The 17,602-nt window shown below is 69.7% G+C and carries 12 protein-coding genes, 1 pseudogene and 1 riboswitch; of the genes and pseudogenes, 8 read left to right on the forward strand and 5 right to left on the reverse strand.

Annotated features, from left to right (window positions below; translation table 11 throughout):
* Positions 1-113 precede the first annotated feature (113 nt).
* On the forward strand, positions 114-1,994 hold the full coding sequence (locus RAH40_RS05235) for a sensor histidine kinase (RefSeq protein ID WP_306601029.1): 1,881 nt from the start codon (positions 114-116) through the stop codon (positions 1,992-1,994).
* A gap of 53 nt (positions 1,995-2,047) precedes the next feature.
* A complete protein-coding gene (locus tag RAH40_RS05240) occupies positions 2,048-5,209 on the forward strand; it encodes a serine/threonine-protein kinase (RefSeq protein WP_306601030.1) in 3,162 nt (1,053 codons plus the stop codon).
* Here RAH40_RS05240 and RAH40_RS05245 read toward each other — a convergent pair.
* Positions 5,202-5,477 (reverse strand): hypothetical protein, encoded by a 276-nt coding sequence (locus tag RAH40_RS05245; protein WP_306601031.1) that lies wholly within the window; start codon positions 5,475-5,477, stop codon positions 5,202-5,204. The genes RAH40_RS05240 and RAH40_RS05245 overlap by 8 nt on opposite strands.
* Positions 5,478-5,658: 181 nt before the next feature.
* On the opposite strand from RAH40_RS05245, the gene RAH40_RS05250 reads away from it, so the two are divergent.
* The 3 genes and pseudogenes from RAH40_RS05250 to RAH40_RS23025 all read left to right on the forward strand — a co-directional run.
* Positions 5,659-7,581, forward strand: coding sequence for a sensor histidine kinase (locus RAH40_RS05250; RefSeq protein ID WP_306601032.1), 1,923 nt, complete (start codon positions 5,659-5,661; stop codon positions 7,579-7,581).
* Positions 7,582-7,747: 166 nt separating this feature from the next.
* The gene (locus tag RAH40_RS05255; RefSeq protein WP_306601033.1) at positions 7,748-9,100 is read left to right on the forward strand and encodes a PAS domain S-box protein; all 1,353 of its coding nucleotides are present in this window, start codon (positions 7,748-7,750) and stop codon (positions 9,098-9,100) included.
* 26 nt (positions 9,101-9,126) lie between these two features.
* Positions 9,127-9,330, forward strand: a pseudogene (locus RAH40_RS23025) (sensor histidine kinase); the annotation flags it as partial.
* Positions 9,331-9,370: 40 nt separating this feature from the next.
* On the opposite strand, the gene RAH40_RS05260 reads toward RAH40_RS23025, so the two are convergent.
* On the reverse strand, positions 9,371-12,151 hold the full coding sequence (locus RAH40_RS05260) for a two-component regulator propeller domain-containing protein (RefSeq protein ID WP_306601034.1): 2,781 nt from the start codon (positions 12,149-12,151) through the stop codon (positions 9,371-9,373).
* A 4-nt stretch (positions 12,152-12,155) separates the two neighbouring features.
* Positions 12,156-12,815 carry a hypothetical protein gene (locus RAH40_RS05265; RefSeq protein ID WP_306601035.1) on the reverse strand — a complete coding sequence of 220 codons (660 nt, stop codon included), beginning with the start codon at positions 12,813-12,815 and terminating at the stop codon, positions 12,156-12,158.
* A gap of 518 nt (positions 12,816-13,333) precedes the next feature.
* On the opposite strand from RAH40_RS05265, the gene RAH40_RS05270 reads away from it, so the two are divergent.
* From RAH40_RS05270 to RAH40_RS05280, 3 genes are all read left to right on the forward strand, one after another.
* Positions 13,334-13,546 carry a hypothetical protein gene (locus RAH40_RS05270; protein WP_306601036.1) on the forward strand — a complete coding sequence of 71 codons (213 nt, stop codon included), beginning with the start codon at positions 13,334-13,336 and terminating at the stop codon, positions 13,544-13,546.
* A 75-nt stretch (positions 13,547-13,621) separates the two neighbouring features.
* Positions 13,622-15,196, forward strand: coding sequence for a methyl-accepting chemotaxis protein (locus RAH40_RS05275; protein WP_306601037.1), 1,575 nt, complete (start codon positions 13,622-13,624; stop codon positions 15,194-15,196).
* Positions 15,197-15,199: 3 nt separating this feature from the next.
* Positions 15,200-15,964 carry a hypothetical protein gene (locus RAH40_RS05280; protein WP_306601038.1) on the forward strand — a complete coding sequence of 255 codons (765 nt, stop codon included), beginning with the start codon at positions 15,200-15,202 and terminating at the stop codon, positions 15,962-15,964.
* A 2-nt stretch (positions 15,965-15,966) separates the two neighbouring features.
* On the opposite strand, the gene ribB is transcribed toward RAH40_RS05280, so the two are convergent.
* Both ribB and RAH40_RS05290 read right to left on the reverse strand, forming a co-directional pair.
* Positions 15,967-16,590, reverse strand: coding sequence for a 3,4-dihydroxy-2-butanone-4-phosphate synthase (ribB, locus tag RAH40_RS05285; RefSeq protein ID WP_306601039.1), 624 nt, complete (start codon positions 16,588-16,590; stop codon positions 15,967-15,969).
* A 3-nt stretch (positions 16,591-16,593) separates the two neighbouring features.
* A riboswitch (FMN riboswitch) is annotated at positions 16,594-16,744 on the reverse strand.
* An 86-nt stretch (positions 16,745-16,830) separates the two neighbouring features.
* Entirely contained in the window at positions 16,831-17,562 is a 732-nt protein-coding gene (locus RAH40_RS05290) for a cyclopropane-fatty-acyl-phospholipid synthase family protein (RefSeq protein ID WP_306601040.1), read from the reverse strand.
* Positions 17,563-17,602: the final 40 nt, after the last annotated feature.

Genomic DNA, 17,602 nt, shown 5'->3' on the forward strand with positions numbered 1-17,602 from the left:
GTACTGGTTCCATTTGCCCGACTTGCTACCCTTGGGGAAGTCTCCGCCGACGGTTTCCTGAACATCCAGGCCCTTCCGCGCCGAAGACTCGATCGGAACGGAGACGCCAGCCAATGCCCCGCCTTCATAGCATGGTGCTGTGGAAAGCCATCGTCCTCACGACCCTGTGCGCCGCGGGGATCTGGAGCCTCTGGTGGTGGGGCCTCGTCCATTCTCCGAGGACCCAGGTCCGCGACCGGGCCCGGCAATCCCTGGTGCAGATGGACCGGACCATCGGCCGCGAGCTCAACCGGGCCGAAACCACCGGCCTCGCCTTCGGCGCCTGGTGGTCCCGGGAGGAAGGCCGGCTGGACGACCCCGCGCGACTGCAGGGCGTCATCGCCTTCCTGGAACGGGGAGCGATCATCACCAACCTCATCCTCAGCCGGGAGGACGGCGATTCGGCCTGCGTCGTGAGGAGGGACGGCGAATGGAACCTGGTCCTATACCGGGCGGGCCGGCATCCCAGACGGTTCATGATGCGTTCGGGGAAATGGGTGCCCGGTCCCGCGGATGACCGCGAGGTCTACGATGCCCGGCAGCGCTACTGGTACCGGTTCGGGGCGGCCCACGCCCGCCCGGCCTGGACGCCGGAGGCCTACCGCTACTACACCTCCATGGTCGGAGGGTTCACCTACACGGTGCCGGTCCGCAATTCCCAGGGCCGTCTCGAGGGCGTCATCGGCGTGGACGTCTCCCTGGAGGAGCTGACGGCCTTGATCTGGGAGCACCAGCCGACCCCCGGCGCCCGCTTGATGGTGACGGACCTGTCCGGCCGGCTCCTGGTCCCGCCCAGGACCCCGGAGATGCTCGACCAGGGGACCCGGTTCAGGCACCAGCTGACGCCCTCCACGCCCCCGGGCGACAGCCGCCCGGGCTCCAGCGCGGCCGTCGTCAGGGCGGACGGCGCGTATTCCACCGCGGGAACGCCGCAGATGCGCCTGCAGGTCGCCATTCCCGAGGAGGACCTCTTCCCCGGCCTTCACCGCCGGCGGATCGCCACCTTCCTCCTGGCCCTCGCCCTGGTCCTGGGGGTGGCCTGGAGCCTCCTGGACCTGCACCGCCACCTCGTGCGCCCCATGCGCGAGCTTGCGGCCGAGGCGGGCCTGCCCGGGTCCGGAAGCGCCCCGGGGAAGGACTACCACTCCGACATCTGGGAACTCGAGCAGGTGGGCCGGCAGCTGCGCGACGCGGGCCGGGCCGTCCAGGAGAAGGAGCTCCTCCTGAGCCGGGCCGAGCACAACCAGCGGATGGATTCGGTGGGCATGATGGCGCCGGGCATCGTGCACGACGTGAACAACCATCTGGCCGTGGTGCTGGGCCAGCTCACGCTCTGCCGGAGCCAGTCCGAGGGCCACCCCGCCCTCCAGCCCCGTCTTCGGGCGGCGGAGGGAGCGACCATCAAATGCGCCGAGGTGCTGCGCGGGCTCCTGGACTACAGCCGCCCGGATCCGGGCCAGCGCGTGCTGATGAACCTGAACACGTCCCTGGAGACCGGCATCGGGCTGCTGCGGGGCGTGCTGGGCAAGGGCATCCGGGTGGAGCTGGACCTGGATCCGGAGCTGCCGATGCTGTTCGGGGACCCCGTCAAGATCCAGCAGATCATCGTGAATCTGGGCATCAACGCGCGGGACGCCATGCCCCTTGGCGGCCTGCTGAGCTTCCGGACGTTCTCCTCCGAGGGGAACGCCTGCCTGGAAGTGCGGGACACCGGCTGCGGCATGGACGACGACGTGAAGCGGCGCATCTTCGAGCCCTACTTCTCCACCAAGGAGCCCGGGAAGGGCACCGGTCTCGGCCTGGCCATGGTCGCCAACATCGTGACCGGCCACGGGGGGCGGATCCAGGTGGATTCGGAGCCCGGCGCCGGGACCACCTTCCGCATCGAGCTGCCGCCCTCGCTGCGCAAGGGCGCGGAGCGGACCTCGCGGGAGGGCCGGCCGGCAACGGTCTGAATGGATGTTTGCTCCGGCCGGAGGGTAGACTGGGTTCAACACTGGAACGGAACGTGGACGCACAGGGGGGGGACATCGGGGAAGGCGGAGTGCCTGTCGGGGGTCCGGAAACGGCCCCGGACTTCGGCTCGCAGCCCACCCTCTTCGGCGAGAACCCGGGCGCCGCCACCATCCAGCCCGCGTCCTGGACCCATTACGCGGACCTCCAGCTCCTGGGCGAGGGCGGGATGGGACGGATCTACCGGGCCTTCGACCTCGTCCTCAAGCGGGAGGTCGCCCTGAAGTTCCTCGCCCGGGACGACCCGCGGCGCATGCGCCGGTTCATCCAGGAAGCCCAGAACCAGGCCAAGGTCGACCATCCCAACGTCTGCAAGGTCTATGAAGTGGGCGAGCTGAACGGCCAGGCCTTCATCGCCATGCAGCTGATCAAGGGCCGGACCCTGGCCGCCGCCCGGAAGGACCTCAGCCTGCCGGACCTGGCCTCGGTGATGGAGACCGTGGCCGCCGCCATCCACGCCGCCCACCGCCAGGGCCTCGTGCACCGGGACCTCAAGCCCGCCAACATCATGGTCGAGGAGGACGAGCGGGGCCTGAAGCCCTACATCCTGGATTTCGGCCTGGCCCGGTCCCTGGAGAGCACGGGCCTCACCCAGCAGGGCCTGGTGATCGGCACCGCCGGCTTCATGGCCCCCGAGCAGGCCGCGGGGCTGGAAGACCAGGTGGGCGTCCCGACCGACATCTACGCCATGGGCGCCACCCTCTACGCCCTCCTGGCCGGCCAGGCGCCCTTCGCGGGACGAACCGGCCTTTCCTGGCTCAAGGCCACCCTGGAGGAGGCGCCCGTTCCCCTGCGCGAAGCCGTCCCGTCCCTTCCCCGGGACCTGGCGACCATCGTCGAGAAGTGCATGGAGAAGGAGCCCAGGCGGCGCTACGCCTCCGCCCTGGCCCTGGCCGAGGACCTGCGGCGGTTCAAGGAGGGCGAGCCCATCCTGGCCCATCCGCCCACCCTCGTCTATCAGGCGGGCAAGCTCGCCCGCAAGCACAAGGCGCTCGTGGCCGTGACCGCGGCCGCCCTGGCCGCGGTGCTGGCCCTGGTGGCCGTCAACGTCCAGGCCCGGCGCACCGCCTCCGCCCAGGCCTGGTGGGCCCAGCGCTTCGGCCAGGAGGCGGAACGTTACGAATCCCTCATGCGCTATGCCCACCTCCTCCCGGCCCACGACATCCAGCAGGAGATGGCCCAGGTCCGCTGGCGCATGGCGCAGCTCGAGCCCAACGTCGCCGGCCCCTCCAACGTGATGGCGGGCCCGGCCTGCTACGCCCTGGCGCGGGGCCACCTCGCCATGGGCGACCTCGCCCGGGCTTCGGCCTACATGGACAGGGCCCTGGCCAAGGGCTTCCGGTCCCCGGAGGCGTTCTACATGCACGGGCGGATCCTGGGCTACCAGTACCTGGCCGAGCTGGACCAGATCCGGAAGGTCGCCGACCCCGCGGTCCGCGAGGCCCGGCTCCGGGCCGCCGACCAGGGCCTGCGGAGCGCGGCCATAAGGAACCTGGAGCAGGGACGGAGCGCGGCCCTGGAATCCCCCGACTACACCCTGGCGCTGCTCGCCTTCTACGGCCGCCGCCTGGACGAGGCCCTGGCCCGGGCCCGGGCCTCCTTCAGCCAGACCCCCTGGTTCTACGAGGCCAAGGGCCTCGAAGGGGACATCCTCCTGGACCAGGCCGGGACGGCCCGCCCGGAGGCATTCCGGGGCCTCCTGGAAGCCGCGGTCGCCTGCTTCCAGTCCGCCCAGGCCATGGCCCCCAGCGACCCCGACCTGTTCCTCGCCGAAGCGCGCGCCTGGCGGCTGGCCATGGACAAGCACTGGCTTCACGGCGAGGACGCCGCAGTGCCCTTCGCCCGGGGGCTCGCGGCCCTGGACCGGGCCAAGGTCCTGGATCCGTCCCGCCTCGGCACCCAGGCCCTCGAGGCGTGGTTCCATTTCGGCCGGGCCCGCGCCCTCAACAACAAGGGGCAGGACCCCACGGAGGAGCTGGACCGGGCCCTGTCCGCCTCCGCCGAGGTCCTGCGCCAGGACCCCGCCTACCCTGGCGCCCAGGAAACCCGCATGGCGGCCCTCGGCGAAACCGCCCTGGTGCGCTGGCGCACCGGGGGCGACCCCGTCGGTCCCTGGGAACAGGCCATCGAGGCGGGGGAAAAGGCGGTGGCGTCAGCGCCGAACGATCCCCTGCTCCTGCCCGCCCTGAGCCGCATCCACCTCCGGCTCATGGTCTACAGGGCCCAGCGGGGCCAGGACGCCACCGCGTCCTGGACGGCCGCCCGCACCCTCATGGAACGGGCGGTCAAGGCGTACCCGGACCTGGCGACCTTCCACGTCGGCCTGGGGGCCGCCCACGAGGAGTGGGCCGAGCAGGAACTGGCCCACGGCCGGGATCCCTCCCGGAGCGCCGAGACGGCCATCACGGCCCTGGAACAGGCCATCCGGCTGGACCCCAACCTGGTGGACGGCCACTACTACCTGGGCCTTGCAGCCAAGCTCCTGGGCGAGTATCAGCTGGCCGCCGGGCAGGATCCCCGGAAGGCCCTGGCCCAGGCCAGGGTGTCCCTCGAGCGGGCCGTGGCGGTGAAGGGCGACTTCGTGGCCGCCCTCGTGGACCTGTCGGGCTGCCACCTGGCCCTGGCCAAGGCGGAACTCGCCCAGGGCCGGTCCCCCCTGGACGAACTGGCCGCCGCGCGGCTCGACCTCGCCGAGGCCGTTCGCCGGAACCCCCGCGCCCCCTTCCCCCGGTTCTTCCGCGCCCTGTGCGACCTGGTGGAAATCCGGTGGCTGCTCGCGCACCAGCCGCCGGCCCGGATGATGCCCCTGTTCCAGCGGGCCGAGGCCGACATCCTTCGGTACCTCCGGATCTCCAGCGACAAGGTGACCTGGGCCGCCCTGGCGGAGCTGTACGCGACCTGGGCCTCGGCCGTCCCGCGGGCCGGCGTACGGGAATCCGGCCTCCGGGCGGCCCGGAAGGCCGTGGAGCTCGATCCGTCCTACGGCGAAGGGTATCTCCGCCTGGGCGATCTGGAGGTTCTCTCGGCCGCGGCGGAGGCCGCGGAGGACCGGCGGGCCCGGGCCCTGGAGCGCGCCCGGCAGGCCTACCGGCGCGGCACCGGACTCGGTCCCCTGGTCGCCGCCGCCGCCCGGGCCCGCCTGGAGCGGCTCAGATAGGACCGGTTCCGCACTCGGGGTACTTGATCATGACGACAGGCAGCGTGCCGTCCGCCTTGGCGGTATTCCAGGCCTCCAGCACGCCGGAAGGAGTCTGGCCGGTCGGATTGGGCAAGCCGGAGCGGTAGTAGCTGCCCAGCAGGTTCTCGACCGTGTGGTCCGTCCAGAAAAGGGCGGAAGCCTTGGCGGGGTCCACCTCCACGGTCACGGGCCGGCCTTCCTGCTCGTAGGTGAGGGTGATCTTCAGAAGCTTGGGGCGGGTGGGCATGGATTCTCCATGGAAAGGGGGTTGAGGAATTCGGGTCCCCAGCCAGTGGGACCACGGGCGTCATGTTTGAATTAAACGAAACGGAGGGAACAACCACGTATTATGGGGGAGATTGCCGCCATTTCACTCGCAATAACCACCCCTTTCGCCTGGGTTTCGGCCCGAACGGAGCAACCGATCGATGCAGCGACCCAATAGCATGGTGCTGTGGAAGGCCATCCTCCTTACCGCCTTGTGTTCCACCGCCGTCTGGGGACTCTGGTGGTGGGGGCTCGTCCATTCCCCCAGGACCCAGGTGCAGGCCCGCGCCAGGGCCTCCCTGGCCGAGATGGAACGGACCATCGCCCGCGAGCTGTCCCGTGCGGAAACCACCGGCCTCGCCCTGGGCGCCTGGTGGGCCCAGGAACACGCCAGCCTGGAGGACCCCGCGAAACTGCAGAGCGTCATCGCCTTCCTCGAGAAGGGAGGCATGGTCACCAACCTCATCCTGGGCCGGGAGGATGGCGATTCCGCCTGCATCGTGAAAAAGGATGGGGAATGGAACCTGATCCTCTTCCGGGCGGGCCTGGTTTCCAGGCGGCTGCTGTTGCGGGAAGGGCAATGGGTGGCCGGACAGGGAAATGACCGGGAGACCTACCGGCCCCAGGAACGCCACTGGTACCGGTTCGGCGCGGCCCTGGGCGCACCCGCCTGGACGCCCGAGGCCTACCGGTTCTTCACGACCCGGGCCGGCGGCTTCTCCTACGTCGTTCCGGTCCGGGACGCGCGCGGCCGGCTGGAAGGCGTCGTGGGCGTGGACGTCTCCCTGGAGGAGCTGACCCAGTTCATCTGGGACCACCAGCCGACCCCGGGCACCCGCATGGTCGTGTCGGACGCGGGGGGACGGCTCCTGGTCCCGCCCAGGATTCCCGAAATGCTCGATCCGGGGGCGCGCGTCGACCACCAGCTGATGCCGGTGCCGCCATCCTTCCCGGAAGCGGAGCCGGCCGGCCCCAACGCGGTCCGGGCTCCGGTGGGCGCCTTCATCGCGGCCGGCGGCGCGTACGCCGTCCCCGGAAAGCCGCGGATGAACCTGCATGTCGCGATTCCCGAGGAGGACCTCTTCCCCGGGCTGCGGCCGCGGCGGATCGCCGTCTTCGTCCTGGCCCTGGCGATCGTGCTGGGCGTGGCCTGGAGCCTCCTGGACGTCCACCGCCGGTTCGTGCGCCCCATGCGGGACCTGGCGCTCGAGGCCAGTTCGCCCTCCACCGACGACGGGTCCAGCGAGGACTATCAATCCGATGTCTGGGAGATCAAACAGGTCGGGCAGCAGCTGCGCGTCGCCGGCCGGGCGGTCCAGGAGCGCAACCGCCTGCTCAACCAGGTGGAGCACAGCCAGCGGGTGGATTCGGTCGGGATGATGGCTCCGGGCATCATGCATGACGTGAACAACCAGCTGGCGGTGGTCCTGGGCCAGATCGCCCTCTGCCAGACCTTGTACGAGGATCATCCCGCGCTCCAGCCCCGCCTCCGGCAGGCCGAGGAGGCCGCCGCCAAGTGCAGCGAGGTCCTGCGCGGGCTGCTGGACTACAGCCGCCCCGACCCCGGCGAACGCGAGCCGATGAGCCTGAACGTCTCGGTGGAGCACGTGGTGGCCCTGCTCGGCCCCGTCGCCGGACCGTCCATCCAGGTCCGGAAGGACCTGGACCCCGAGTCGCCCGTCATGTTCGGCGAGCCCCAGAAGATCCAGCAGGTCCTGGTGAACCTGGGAATGAACGCCCGGGACGCCATGCCGGAAGGCGGCCTGCTCACGTTCCGCACCTTCCGCTCGGAGGGCAACGTCTGCCTGGAAGTCCGGGACACCGGCTGCGGCATGACCCGGGAGGTGATGGAGCGGGTCTTCGAACCGTTCTTCTCCACCAAGGCGCGCGGGAAGGGCACCGGGCTCGGACTGGCCATGGTCGCCAACATCGTGGCCGCCCACGGCGGGAGCATCCGGGTGGATTCCGTACCTGGCGAGGGCACCGCGTTCCGGATCGAATTCCCCTGTTCCCTCCGCAAGCGCGGGGAGACGCGGGCCGCCGCCAAAGCAGAAGAAGGTCTGGCATCCCCATACACAAAGTGAGACCCTGGTGCCAGCAGCCCGGGGCCTCCAGGCCTTTTGTAATCGACCTGGGAACTTCGCGGCTTATCACCACCCCTTTTCCCGAGGACGTGAAGTGCTCACTCCACGCTTATCTGATCCCCAGGAGGGACAGGCCCGCTCTGCACATGCGGGCTGGACGCCCCTCATGGACGCCCTGAGCCAGGGCGTGCTGCTCCTGGATCCCGAGGGCCGGTATCTGGAAGCCAACCGGGCCGCTTCCCGGATCCTGGGGCTGGACCGGGAAACCCTCCTGGCCGAGGGCCTTGAAGGAAGCCAGACGGGCCTCTTCGAACACGGCGGGGCGATCCTGGCCCTGGATGAGGCTCCCGGCCGGGTCGCCCTCAGGACGGGACGGCCCGTGCGGGGCCGGGAACTCGTCTGGGCCGGGAAGGACGGCCGCAGGCAATGGCTGGAGGTCACGGCGGAACCCCTCGACGGCGGCGGGGTCCTGGTCAATTTCATCGACATCACCCGGCGCAAGCTCGCCACCGAGACCCTCAGGGCCTCGGAGGAGAAGTTCAGCCGGAGCTTCCACGGGAACCCGGACAGCGTGACCATCACCCGGCTTTCGGACGGGGTCTACCTGACGGTGAACGAAGGGTTCATGCAGACCACGGGCTATGGCACGGAGGAAATCCTGGGCCGGTCCTCCCAGCCCGGCGGGGTCGGCATCTGGGTGGACAGCCGGGACCGGGCGCGCTTCCGGGAGCTCCTGCACCGGGACGGGAAGGTCCTGGGTTTCGAGGCCCAGTTCCGGCGCAAGGACGGCGGCGTGCTCACGGGCCTGGTTTCCGCCAGCACGATCGAGGTGGAGGGGGTTCCCTGCGCCTTGACGATGACCCGGGACATCACGGACCTCCGTTCCCAGGCGCGCCAGCTCGAGCGCATGACCCAGCTCTACGCCGCCCTGAGCCACGTCAACCAGGCCATCGTCTGGGCCCGCACCCCGGAAGCCCTGATGGACCGGATCAGCGATGCCCTGGTCAGGGAGGGCCGTTTCGCCTTCGCCTGGATCGGCTGGGCCGCGAACGGGGAGATCCGGATCGCCAGCCGCTGCGGCGACGCGCAGGGCTGCCTCGACGGCCCCGGGGGCGGGGAATCGGGCCCGGCGGCCCTGGCCCTCCGGGAAGGCCGTCCCGTGATCGAGAACGATTTCGCCCCGGACGGGACCGGGTTCAAGGCCGCGGCCGCGTTCCCCGTCCGGAAGGCCGGCGAGGTCTGCGCCGTCCTCATGGTCTACGCGAACGAATGCGGCTGGTTCGGCCGCAACGAGGTGGCCCTCCTGGCGGAGGCCGCCAGCGACGTCTCCTTCGCGCTCGAGCATCTGGACCTCGACGCCAAGCGCAAGCAGGCCGAGGCCTCCCTCCTGCGGATCTCCACCGCGGTGGAACAGAGCCCGCTGAGCATCGTGATCATGGACGCCGCGTGGAGGATCGAGTACGTGAACTCCTCCACCCCGTCCGGGGCGACGCCGGGGCGATCGCCAACGCGTTCCTGAACCTCTGCGTCAATGCCCGGGACGCGATGCCCGACGCCGGCACCCTGACCCTCCGGACCCGCAACGTCGACGGCCGGTGGGTCGAGATCCAGATCGAGGACAATGGCACCGGGATGACGCCCGAAGTCCTGTCCAGGGCCCTGGAGCCCTTCTACACCACCAAGCCCCAGGGCAAGGGGACCGGGCTCGGCCTCTCCATGGTCTACGGCACCGTCAAGGCCCACCAGGGGGAACTGGACATCCGCAGCCAACCGGGGTCGGGGACCCTGGTCAGCCTGCGGTTCCCCGCGGGGGACCCCCACCCTGCCCCCGCCGCCGGCCCGAACGCATGGATTCAAGGATCCGGGCCGCCAGCGTGGCGCCCAGGGAACGGTCCAGGCGCCGGGCCACCACCAGGAACTCCTCGCCGCCCCAACGGACCACCGTATCGGAAGTCCGGGCGACCTCCTGCAGCCGGTCCCGGACCTGCCGGAGCACGTGATCGCCCGCGGCATGGCCATGGCCGTCGTTCACACCCTTGAAATGGTCGATGTCCACCATCAGGAAGACCATGTCCACGTTGCCCCCCAGGCGCCCGCCGTCGGGCGTGGAACGGTGGTCCCGGCGCACCAGGGCCAGGTCCTCCTCCAGGGTCAGGTCCAGGAACCGGCGGTTCTTGAGGCCGGTGAGGGGGTCGGTTACCGTGAGCTGCTGAAGGGCTTCGTTGGCCTCGGCCAGCGCGACGGTGCGCAGCTCCACGACCCGCTCCAGGTCCCGGTTCCGCTCCCGCATGGCCTTCAGCCTCAGACGGAGCGCGAAAAAGCCCAGGACCAGAAGGCCCGCCGCCCCCAGGAGGCGGGACCACCAGGCCTGGTACCAGGCCGGCAGCACCCGGAAGGTGAACGAGGCGACGGGGCCCCAGGATCCCTCGGCCAGGCCCGATCGCACCTCGAACCGGTACGCCCCGGGAGGGAGGTTGGCGTACCGGACCTCCCGGACCTTCGTGGTCCTCCAGGCGTCCTCCAGCCCCACGAGGCGGACCTGGTTCAGGACCCTGCCCTCGTTGAGGTAGGTGAGTCCCGTGACGTGGAATTCGAGGGTCGCGTCCCGGTTGGGGACCTCCGCGATTCCCTCGAAGGGGAAGGCGAGGTGCGTCCTTCCGTAGGTCGCCGACAGGACGAAGGCGGCGGGCGGCGGGGCCGAACCCGCGAACCTGTCCTGGTGGAACCTCGCAAGGCCCCCCAGGGTTCCCACCCACGCATCCCCGCCCGGCTCGGCGAGAAAGGCGCTGCCGTTGCATTCGTCCCCGGGGAGGCCATCCATGGTCCCGAATTCCTGGAAGCGGACGCCGTCGTACCGGACGACCCCCTGGGACGTCCCCACCCAGAGCCGGCCCAGGGTGTCCTGGCGCATGAAGTAGGCCTTCCGCGCCGTGAAGCCGCCCGCCGCGTCGACATGCTTCACCAGGACGAGCCGGCCCGGTTCGTACCGGTACTGGCTCAGCCCCTGCGTATCGTGGTAGCTGACCCAGAGGTCCCCGCCGGAGCGCTCATAGACCGCGCGCACATCCGGGTCCACCAGGCCTTGCGCCTTGCCCAGGCGCCGCCAGCGGCCGTCCTCCAGCACCAGGAGCCCGTTCGAACTGGCCAGCCAGATGCGGCCCGACGCGCCGATGGAAAGGGCCGTCGTCTTCTCCCCGGGCACGGCCCCCGGGAGCGGGACGGGCTCGACGGCGAAGGACGCGCCCCGTTCCACCACCCTGAAAAGCCCCTGGCGCCGGGTCGCCACCCATAGGACGCCCCGGTCGTCGAACGCCAGGCTGATGATGGTCGACGAGGGCCGGGGCCATTCCTGCCACCGGGAGGTGCCGGGAACCCAGCGCCGCAGCCGGGCCGGCGCGCCTCCCATCCAGAGCGCGCCGTCCGGCGCCACCGCCAGGGCGAGGAAGGCCTGGTTGGCCGTGCCGGGCACCAGGGCCCATCGCCCGTCCCGGGTCTCGCAGAGGCCGTTGCTCGTTCCGGCCCAGAGCCGCCCCTGCCGGTCATGGGTGATGGACCACACCACGCCCCCGGCGATGCCGTTCTGATAGGTGTACTGCCCCCAGGCCTCCCGGCTCAGGGTCCGGTGGAGGCCCAGGCCGCCGATCCAGAGGCAGCCTTCCCGGTCCTCCAGCGCGCGGTTGACGAAGGGCGTGGGCAGGCCCCGGGCCTGGCCCAGATGCTCCCAGCGCCCGTCCCGGACGCGCACCAGGTCATCCACGGTCGGAATCAGGAGGGTCCCCGCGGGGGTCAGTTTGAGACAGCCGTCGTAGGCGGCCGGCCCCACGCGCCGCGACAGGTCCTGGAACGGACCGGCCTCGCCCGGGCGCATCCAGAGCCCGCTCCGCGAACGCACCCACAACCGTCCCCCGCCGTCCTGGAGAACGGCGTCCAGCCTTTCGCGCCACGGTCCCGCCACCTCCGCCGGGGGCCCCTCGCTTTCCGGGCCGTACCGCAACAGGCGCTCCTGGGACCCCACGTACATGGCGTTCCCCGCACGGCCCAGGCAGCGGGCCGGTTCCTCCCCCCGCCAGCCCGGCGCGGGTTCGAAGGTCATCCGCCCGGGGCGCTGCCGGAACAGTCCGCGTTCCGTCGCCACCCACAGAAGGGAGCGGGAATCCAGGGCCAGGGCGAAGACCTCCGCCTGGGGGATCCCCTGCCCGGGGCCGAGGGCCTGGATCCTCCCCTGGTCCCTCAGGGCCAGCCCCCGGGCCGTGCCGATCCAGAGCCGGCGGCCCTCGGCGGCGCACAGGGCCCGCACCCAGACGTCCTGGAGGCCCGATTCGCCGCGGAAGGCCTGGAACTTCTGGACATCATAACGAAACAGGCCGTCCTCGGTGCCCGCCCAGAGGAACCCGTCGGAATCCTGTTCCAGGCACCAGATGGAGAGGTTCTCCAGGCCCTGGCCGTTCCCGTAGCTCTGGAAGGGCGTCTGTTCCGGGGGAACCCCCGGGGCCCCTCCCAGGGCCGGGAGGGGCCCGAGGGAAGCCACCAGCAGGAATGCCGCGGAGCGGATGAACGGCCGGAACCCCATCGGACTACAGGGGCCGGAAACGGCCGGCGATCCGGTGACGGATCCGGGTCAGGCTGAGGCCCTGGGGGACCCAGAACTCCAGGAGGGTGCCACCGGGAAGGCCGCCCGCGACCGGCTCCAGCTTCAGCTGCCCCGTGCCGGAATCGTCGGAGAGGATCCGGGGGGAGTTCACCCAGGACCCGCCCTCATCCCAGGACCACCGGAACCAGATGGAGGACGCGGCGAACTTCCCCGGACGGAGCAGCACCCAATCGACGGACGCACCGGCCCCGTTGGCCGAATCGACGAACTCCATGACCGGCGGCGCGAGGTCGAGGGGGGTCTCCAGCCGGGCCAGGACCTGGTTTCCCCGGACCACCTTCAGGCTCCGGAGGGTGGTGCCCACCGGCACTTCCACCCGCCAGGCGGCCGTATCGCCCCGGTCGCCGCCGAGGGCATACATCTCCACCTCGCAGGCCACCTCGAAGTCCTTGCCCGCGGCGTCCTTCAGCATCGCCCGTCCGGCCATCGGCGCGCCCTCCCGCGGGGCCCGCTGCTGGATGCTCCCCACCGCCGTCGACTGCAGGGTTCCATTCCGAAGCACCGAACTACCGAACAGCACCACGACTTCGCCCGCACAATGGCCGATGGCCAGGACCCCGAAGGCCAATCCCAAAATACGCATGGACATCATTTAGAACCTCAATTCGATACCCTTCCAGTCTCCCAGAAACATGTTGCAGAAGTGTGACGAATGGAACAATTAGGCAGAGGAATACCGCCGGGGCGGCGGTACCCGGCCCGGCCTCCACCCCTGCCGGCCAAGCACCTCATGGTGATAACCCAGGCAGCGGGAGAAAATACCCGGGAGGAATTCCGGCCACGCTTAAAATTCCTCAAGAATCGATGCAGGGCTTGCAATCCAGGCTCAAGTCGGCAATAATTTCCACTTCTGGTCCTGCGAGCAAGCGTGGCGGAGAGATCGGATTCAGATGCTTCCCCGGGATCCGCCCGGCCAGGTGCACCGCCCCGTGCCATGGCCAGCAGGACGCTTGAGGGACCCGACGCGGATGCCCATCCCCCCGATGGGCAATGGCCATCTGGATGTCTGCTTCAAGGCCTCACGAATTTCCTTCATACCCTCAGCGGCCCCTTCGCCCATGGGCCATGCGGACCTCTTGTCCCCCCCCGCTTGGAGAATCGATGAAACGAACCATCCGGCCTTATGTTCCGGTCCTGCTCAGCGAAATGGAGCTCCACTGGCTCATCACCCAACACGACCGGATCATCGGCGACGCCTCCTCCGCCCTGCAGGGAGCGGCCAAGGCTTGGAATGAGGAACGGCGAGGCGCCCTGCTCTCCGCCTGGGACAAGTCCCGGTCAGCGGTGCCGAGGACCAGGCCGCTGGAATCCTGAAAAAATCAAAAGAAGAATTTACTTGTCAATGAGGCGTGCTATATCTAGCCGCCGCCCAGAATCCAAGGATCGAATATGAACCTGTCCCTCCCTGCACGCCTTTGGCTGATCGTAGGTTGCGCATCGGCCAGCCTGGCGGTCCTGGCCCTGCTGGGCCTGACGTCCCTCAATTCCAGCCTGAACCAGGAGCGCCGCTCCCAGATCTCGACCCTGCTCTACACCGCCGAGAACGTCTGCGCCCATTTCCACGAGCTGGCGCAGAAGGGCGAGCTCACGGAGGAACAGGCCAAGGCCAGGGCCACGGAGGTCCTTCTCTCCCTGCGTCACGAGGACACCTACTACTTCGTGCGGGACGACAAGGACATCATGCGGGTCCACGTCAATCCGGCGCGGGTCGGGAAGGTGGACCCCGGATTCAAGATGCCCGACGGCCGGCCCTCGGGGGTCGTGGGCCGGGAGCTGCTCGCGAACCAGCGGATCGCCTTCATGGAAATCAGGAACGCCAAGCCGGGCGGGCAGGAACTGTTCCCCAAGCTGAATGGGCTCATCGAGTTCAAGCCCTGGAAATGGGCCATCGGCATCGGGTTCTTCACCGACGACATCCAGGCGGCCTTCTGGTCCCAGGCCTGGCGCCAGCTGCTGATCGGGGGGATCCTCCTGGCGGGGATGACCCTCGTGGCCACGCGGCTCTCCAGGAGCATCCTCAGGCAGCTGGGAGGCGACCCCGCCTACGCCACGGACACCGTGCGCCAGATGGCCTCCGGGGATTTCAGGATCAACATCAGGCACTCGGGGAACCCGGACAGCCTGCTGGGGGCCATGGCCCACATGGAGAAGGATCTCCGGGCCGTGATCCAGGGCATCATGGACGTCTCCGCCCAGGCCGCCTCGGGCACCACGGAGCTGTCCGCCGCCGCGGGGGAACTGAACGACACCACCCTGGACCTGAGCCGGAGTTCGGACAAGCAGCGTGAGGCCATGATGTCCTCGGCCTCGGCCCTGGAGGAGGTGACCGCCTCCATCCGGGCGGTCTCGGACCGCCTGGCCATCGCCACGTCCCTGGCGGCCGAGTCCCAGAAGGTGACCGAAGGCGCCATCGTCCTCGCCGCCGATACGACGAAGACCATGGACGGGATCCGCCAGAGTTCCGAGAGCGTGAGCCGCATCACCACGGTCATCGCGGACATCGCCCGGCAGACCAACCTGCTTTCGCTGAACGCGGCCATCGAGGCGGCCAAGGCCGGCCAGCAGGGGAAGGGCTTCGCCGTCGTGGCCGAGGAGATCCGCAAGCTGGCCGAGCGCAGCGCCGGAGCGGCCAAGGAAATCCGCACGCTCATCGAGGAGAGCGGCCAGTGGGTGCGGGAAGGATCCGCTTCCGTGGAGAAGGTGGTCCAGGGCCTGGAAGCCATCCGGGACAATGCCAGGGAGCGGGCCTCCGGGGTGGTCGCCATCACGCTGGCCATCGAGGAGCAGGCCAAGGCGAGCGAGGACGTGAACAAGGCCGTGAGCATGACGGCCAACCTGACCGAACGCAACGCTTCGGCCGCCACCCAGCTGGCCGCCAGCATCGGCGAGACCAAGCGCACCATCGACGATCTGGCCTCGCTTTCAAGCAAGCTGCGCGACCTGGCGCATGGTTTCAAGGTGTGACGAATGGCCGGGCAGTCCTTTTTCATCGAACAGCCCTTTCCGGGAACGGTCAGGCGGCTTTTCCTGGAAAGCGGCGCCACCTTCGATTTCTCCCTTGAGGACCGCAGGAAATGCGGGTCCGCCCTGGAGCGGCACTTCGCGGACCACCCTGGAACCCGGGCGACGAACCCCTGGTTCATGCCGATCATCTTCGGGGGCGTGGCCTTCAGGCAGGCGCCTCCGTGGGCGGTGATGCTCGCCATGGGCATCTACGGGTACCTCGCCGAGGGCAGCCCCGCCCCCGTCACCTTCCGGCCGGGGGGCTTGGCCCTGGGCTACCATGCGCTCCGGATCCCGCCCTCGGCCCCGTTCTCCTTCACGAGGAACGGAACCCGCCTGCCCCTGACCGATGCGTTCCTCCGCATCGACGACAAGGCGGATGCCCGCATCTGGACCGACCTGTACGGCCTCGCGCCCCTGGCGCCCGGCGTGCGCATGGCTCCCTTCACGCTGATTCCCGCCGGCGACCTCCGGGAATGCATCGCCGGGGCCATTCTCGTCGACGTTGATCGGGCCGGATTCCTCAACCCCCTCAAGCGGACCTTCCTGCCTTCGGAAGCCGGCAGGTTCTTCACGGAGGAACCGAGCCCGGCCCGCCTGGGGATCCACCGTGAACGCCTCTCCGACATCCTAGGGATCCCGCTGGACGTCGGCGAGGCCGATCTGGACGTCGGCCTCGACCTGATCCGGCAGGCCTATGCCCTCCCGGCGGCCGGACCGCGGGATTGAGCTCACCCCGCCGGAACCGGCACGGAATCCGTCGCCTCCACCAGAGCCTCCACCGTCAGGAGGGGGAAGCCGTGTTCCTGCCCGAACCGTTCCAGTTCCGGCCCTCGCATCATGGTGCCGTCCGGGTTCATCAGTTCGCAGAGCACGGCCATGGGCCGGAAGCCCGCCAGGCGGGCCAGTGCGATGGAGCCCTCCGTGTGGCCCTGCCGCCCTTTCAGGCCGGAGGGGTGCCCCTGCAGGGGAAACACGTGGCCGGGCCTTGCCAGGTCCCCGGGGACGGCTTCCGGCCTGATGGCCGTGCGGATGGTCGCCACCCGGTCGCGGGCCGAGACGCCCGTGGTGACGCCTTCCCTGGCCTCGATGGAGACCGTGAAGGCGGTCCCGTTCCTGCTTTCGTTGACCTCGACCATCTGGGGAAGATCGAGCCTGCGCGCCACGTCCTCCTCGATGCAGAGGCAGACGATCCCGCTGCACTCGCGGATCATCATGGCCATGATCCGTTCGCTGATCATCTCGGCGGGGATGATCAGGTCCCCCTCGTTCTCGCGTCCGGGGTCATCCACGAGGACGACCCCCCTGCCCGCCCTGAACGCACGGACGGCACCTTCAACGTCGCCATAAGGCATGAGTCACTCCTTCTCTCATCCGGACTTTGACCGTCGGCTCCGGACTCGGACCGGATCTGCTGACCCCGTGGTTGACGGGCGCTCGCGGGCTCGGCAGGTCCTCGGACCCGACCCTACCGCCGGTGGGGACTTTCACCCCGCCCTGAAGAAAATGGTACGTTGCCGAACTTGCAACGCCAGCAGTATGACCCCTCTCTGCCCTTGCAGGCAAATGCCCACGGCGTCCGGGACCGGGGTCCGCTATCCGTTTTTTTGCAGAACGGAGAAGACGTAGCCGTAGCTGTGCCCGGTCCTGCGGTAGAGATCCCTTTCACTGCGCCTGGCCGCGATGACCTCGGCGAGGCCTTCGTCGCCTTCCCACCTTCGGCACTGGGCTTCCACCTGGTCGAAGTAGGCCCACCAGTCCCGGGCGGGAAGCCGGAAGTGGCCGAGCACCTTCAGGCCCAGGTCCCGGGCGGTCCGGAGGCTGCCGGCCTCCGTGTCCATGGCGGGGTACCACGCGGACCAGGCGCGCCGGGCCTCCTCTGGCGGGTCGTCCTCGAACCAGGTCGCGTCGGTGATCGCCATGACGCCGCCCGCGCGAAGCAGCTCCCGCCAGATGCGGAGGCCAACGGCCCAGCCCAGGTGGGTGATGGCCCCTTCGGACCACAGCAGGTCGAGGCTCTCCGGGGCGATTCCGGGGTTCGCCAGGTCCCCCGTGCGTGGCTGGATGAGCGGCAACAGGCCCTTCGCCTGGGCCAGGCCCCAGAGATCGTCCAGGGCGGTGCCGTCCGCGTCCAGGGCCAGGACGGGTGCCTGGAGGACCCGGGCGAGCACCAGGGCGGAAGCGCCCGATCCGCAGCCCAGGTCGGCGACCACCGGGCTTTCCGGAAGGGGACAAAGGGCCAGGGCCCGCAGCGTCGAAGCCTCGCTGCCCGGTCCTTTGCGCGTCATTCCTTTGAACAGGCGCAGGAGCGGAGCGAAGGATTCCATGAAGGGCATGGAAGGAAAAGGAGGGTGTTGAAGCATGGGA

The sequence above is a fragment of the Geothrix sp. 21YS21S-2 genome (assembly GCF_030846775.1).
Classification (GTDB): Bacteria; Acidobacteriota; Holophagae; order Holophagales; family Holophagaceae; genus Mesoterricola.

What these genes read in the sequence shown, in the direction of transcription:
- RAH40_RS05235 (WP_306601029.1), top strand. Translation starts at nt 114, where the DNA reads ATGCCCCGCCTTCATAGCATGGTGCTGTGGAAAGCCATCGTCCTCACG.
- RAH40_RS05245 (WP_306601031.1), bottom strand. Translation starts at nt 5,477, where the DNA reads ATGCCCACCCGCCCCAAGCTTCTGAAGATCACCCTCACCTACGAGCAG.
- RAH40_RS05250 (WP_306601032.1), top strand. Translation starts at nt 5,659, where the DNA reads ATGCAGCGACCCAATAGCATGGTGCTGTGGAAGGCCATCCTCCTTACC.
- RAH40_RS05255 (WP_306601033.1), top strand. Translation starts at nt 7,748, where the DNA reads ATGGACGCCCTGAGCCAGGGCGTGCTGCTCCTGGATCCCGAGGGCCGG.
- RAH40_RS05260 (WP_306601034.1), bottom strand. Translation starts at nt 12,151, where the DNA reads ATGGGGTTCCGGCCGTTCATCCGCTCCGCGGCATTCCTGCTGGTGGCT.
- RAH40_RS05265 (WP_306601035.1), bottom strand. Translation starts at nt 12,815, where the DNA reads ATGCGTATTTTGGGATTGGCCTTCGGGGTCCTGGCCATCGGCCATTGT.
- RAH40_RS05270 (WP_306601036.1), top strand. Translation starts at nt 13,334, where the DNA reads ATGAAACGAACCATCCGGCCTTATGTTCCGGTCCTGCTCAGCGAAATG.
- RAH40_RS05275 (WP_306601037.1), top strand. Translation starts at nt 13,622, where the DNA reads ATGAACCTGTCCCTCCCTGCACGCCTTTGGCTGATCGTAGGTTGCGCA.
- RAH40_RS05280 (WP_306601038.1), top strand. Translation starts at nt 15,200, where the DNA reads ATGGCCGGGCAGTCCTTTTTCATCGAACAGCCCTTTCCGGGAACGGTC.
- ribB (WP_306601039.1), bottom strand. Translation starts at nt 16,590, where the DNA reads ATGCCTTATGGCGACGTTGAAGGTGCCGTCCGTGCGTTCAGGGCGGGC.
- RAH40_RS05290 (WP_306601040.1), bottom strand. Translation starts at nt 17,562, where the DNA reads ATGGAATCCTTCGCTCCGCTCCTGCGCCTGTTCAAAGGAATGACGCGC.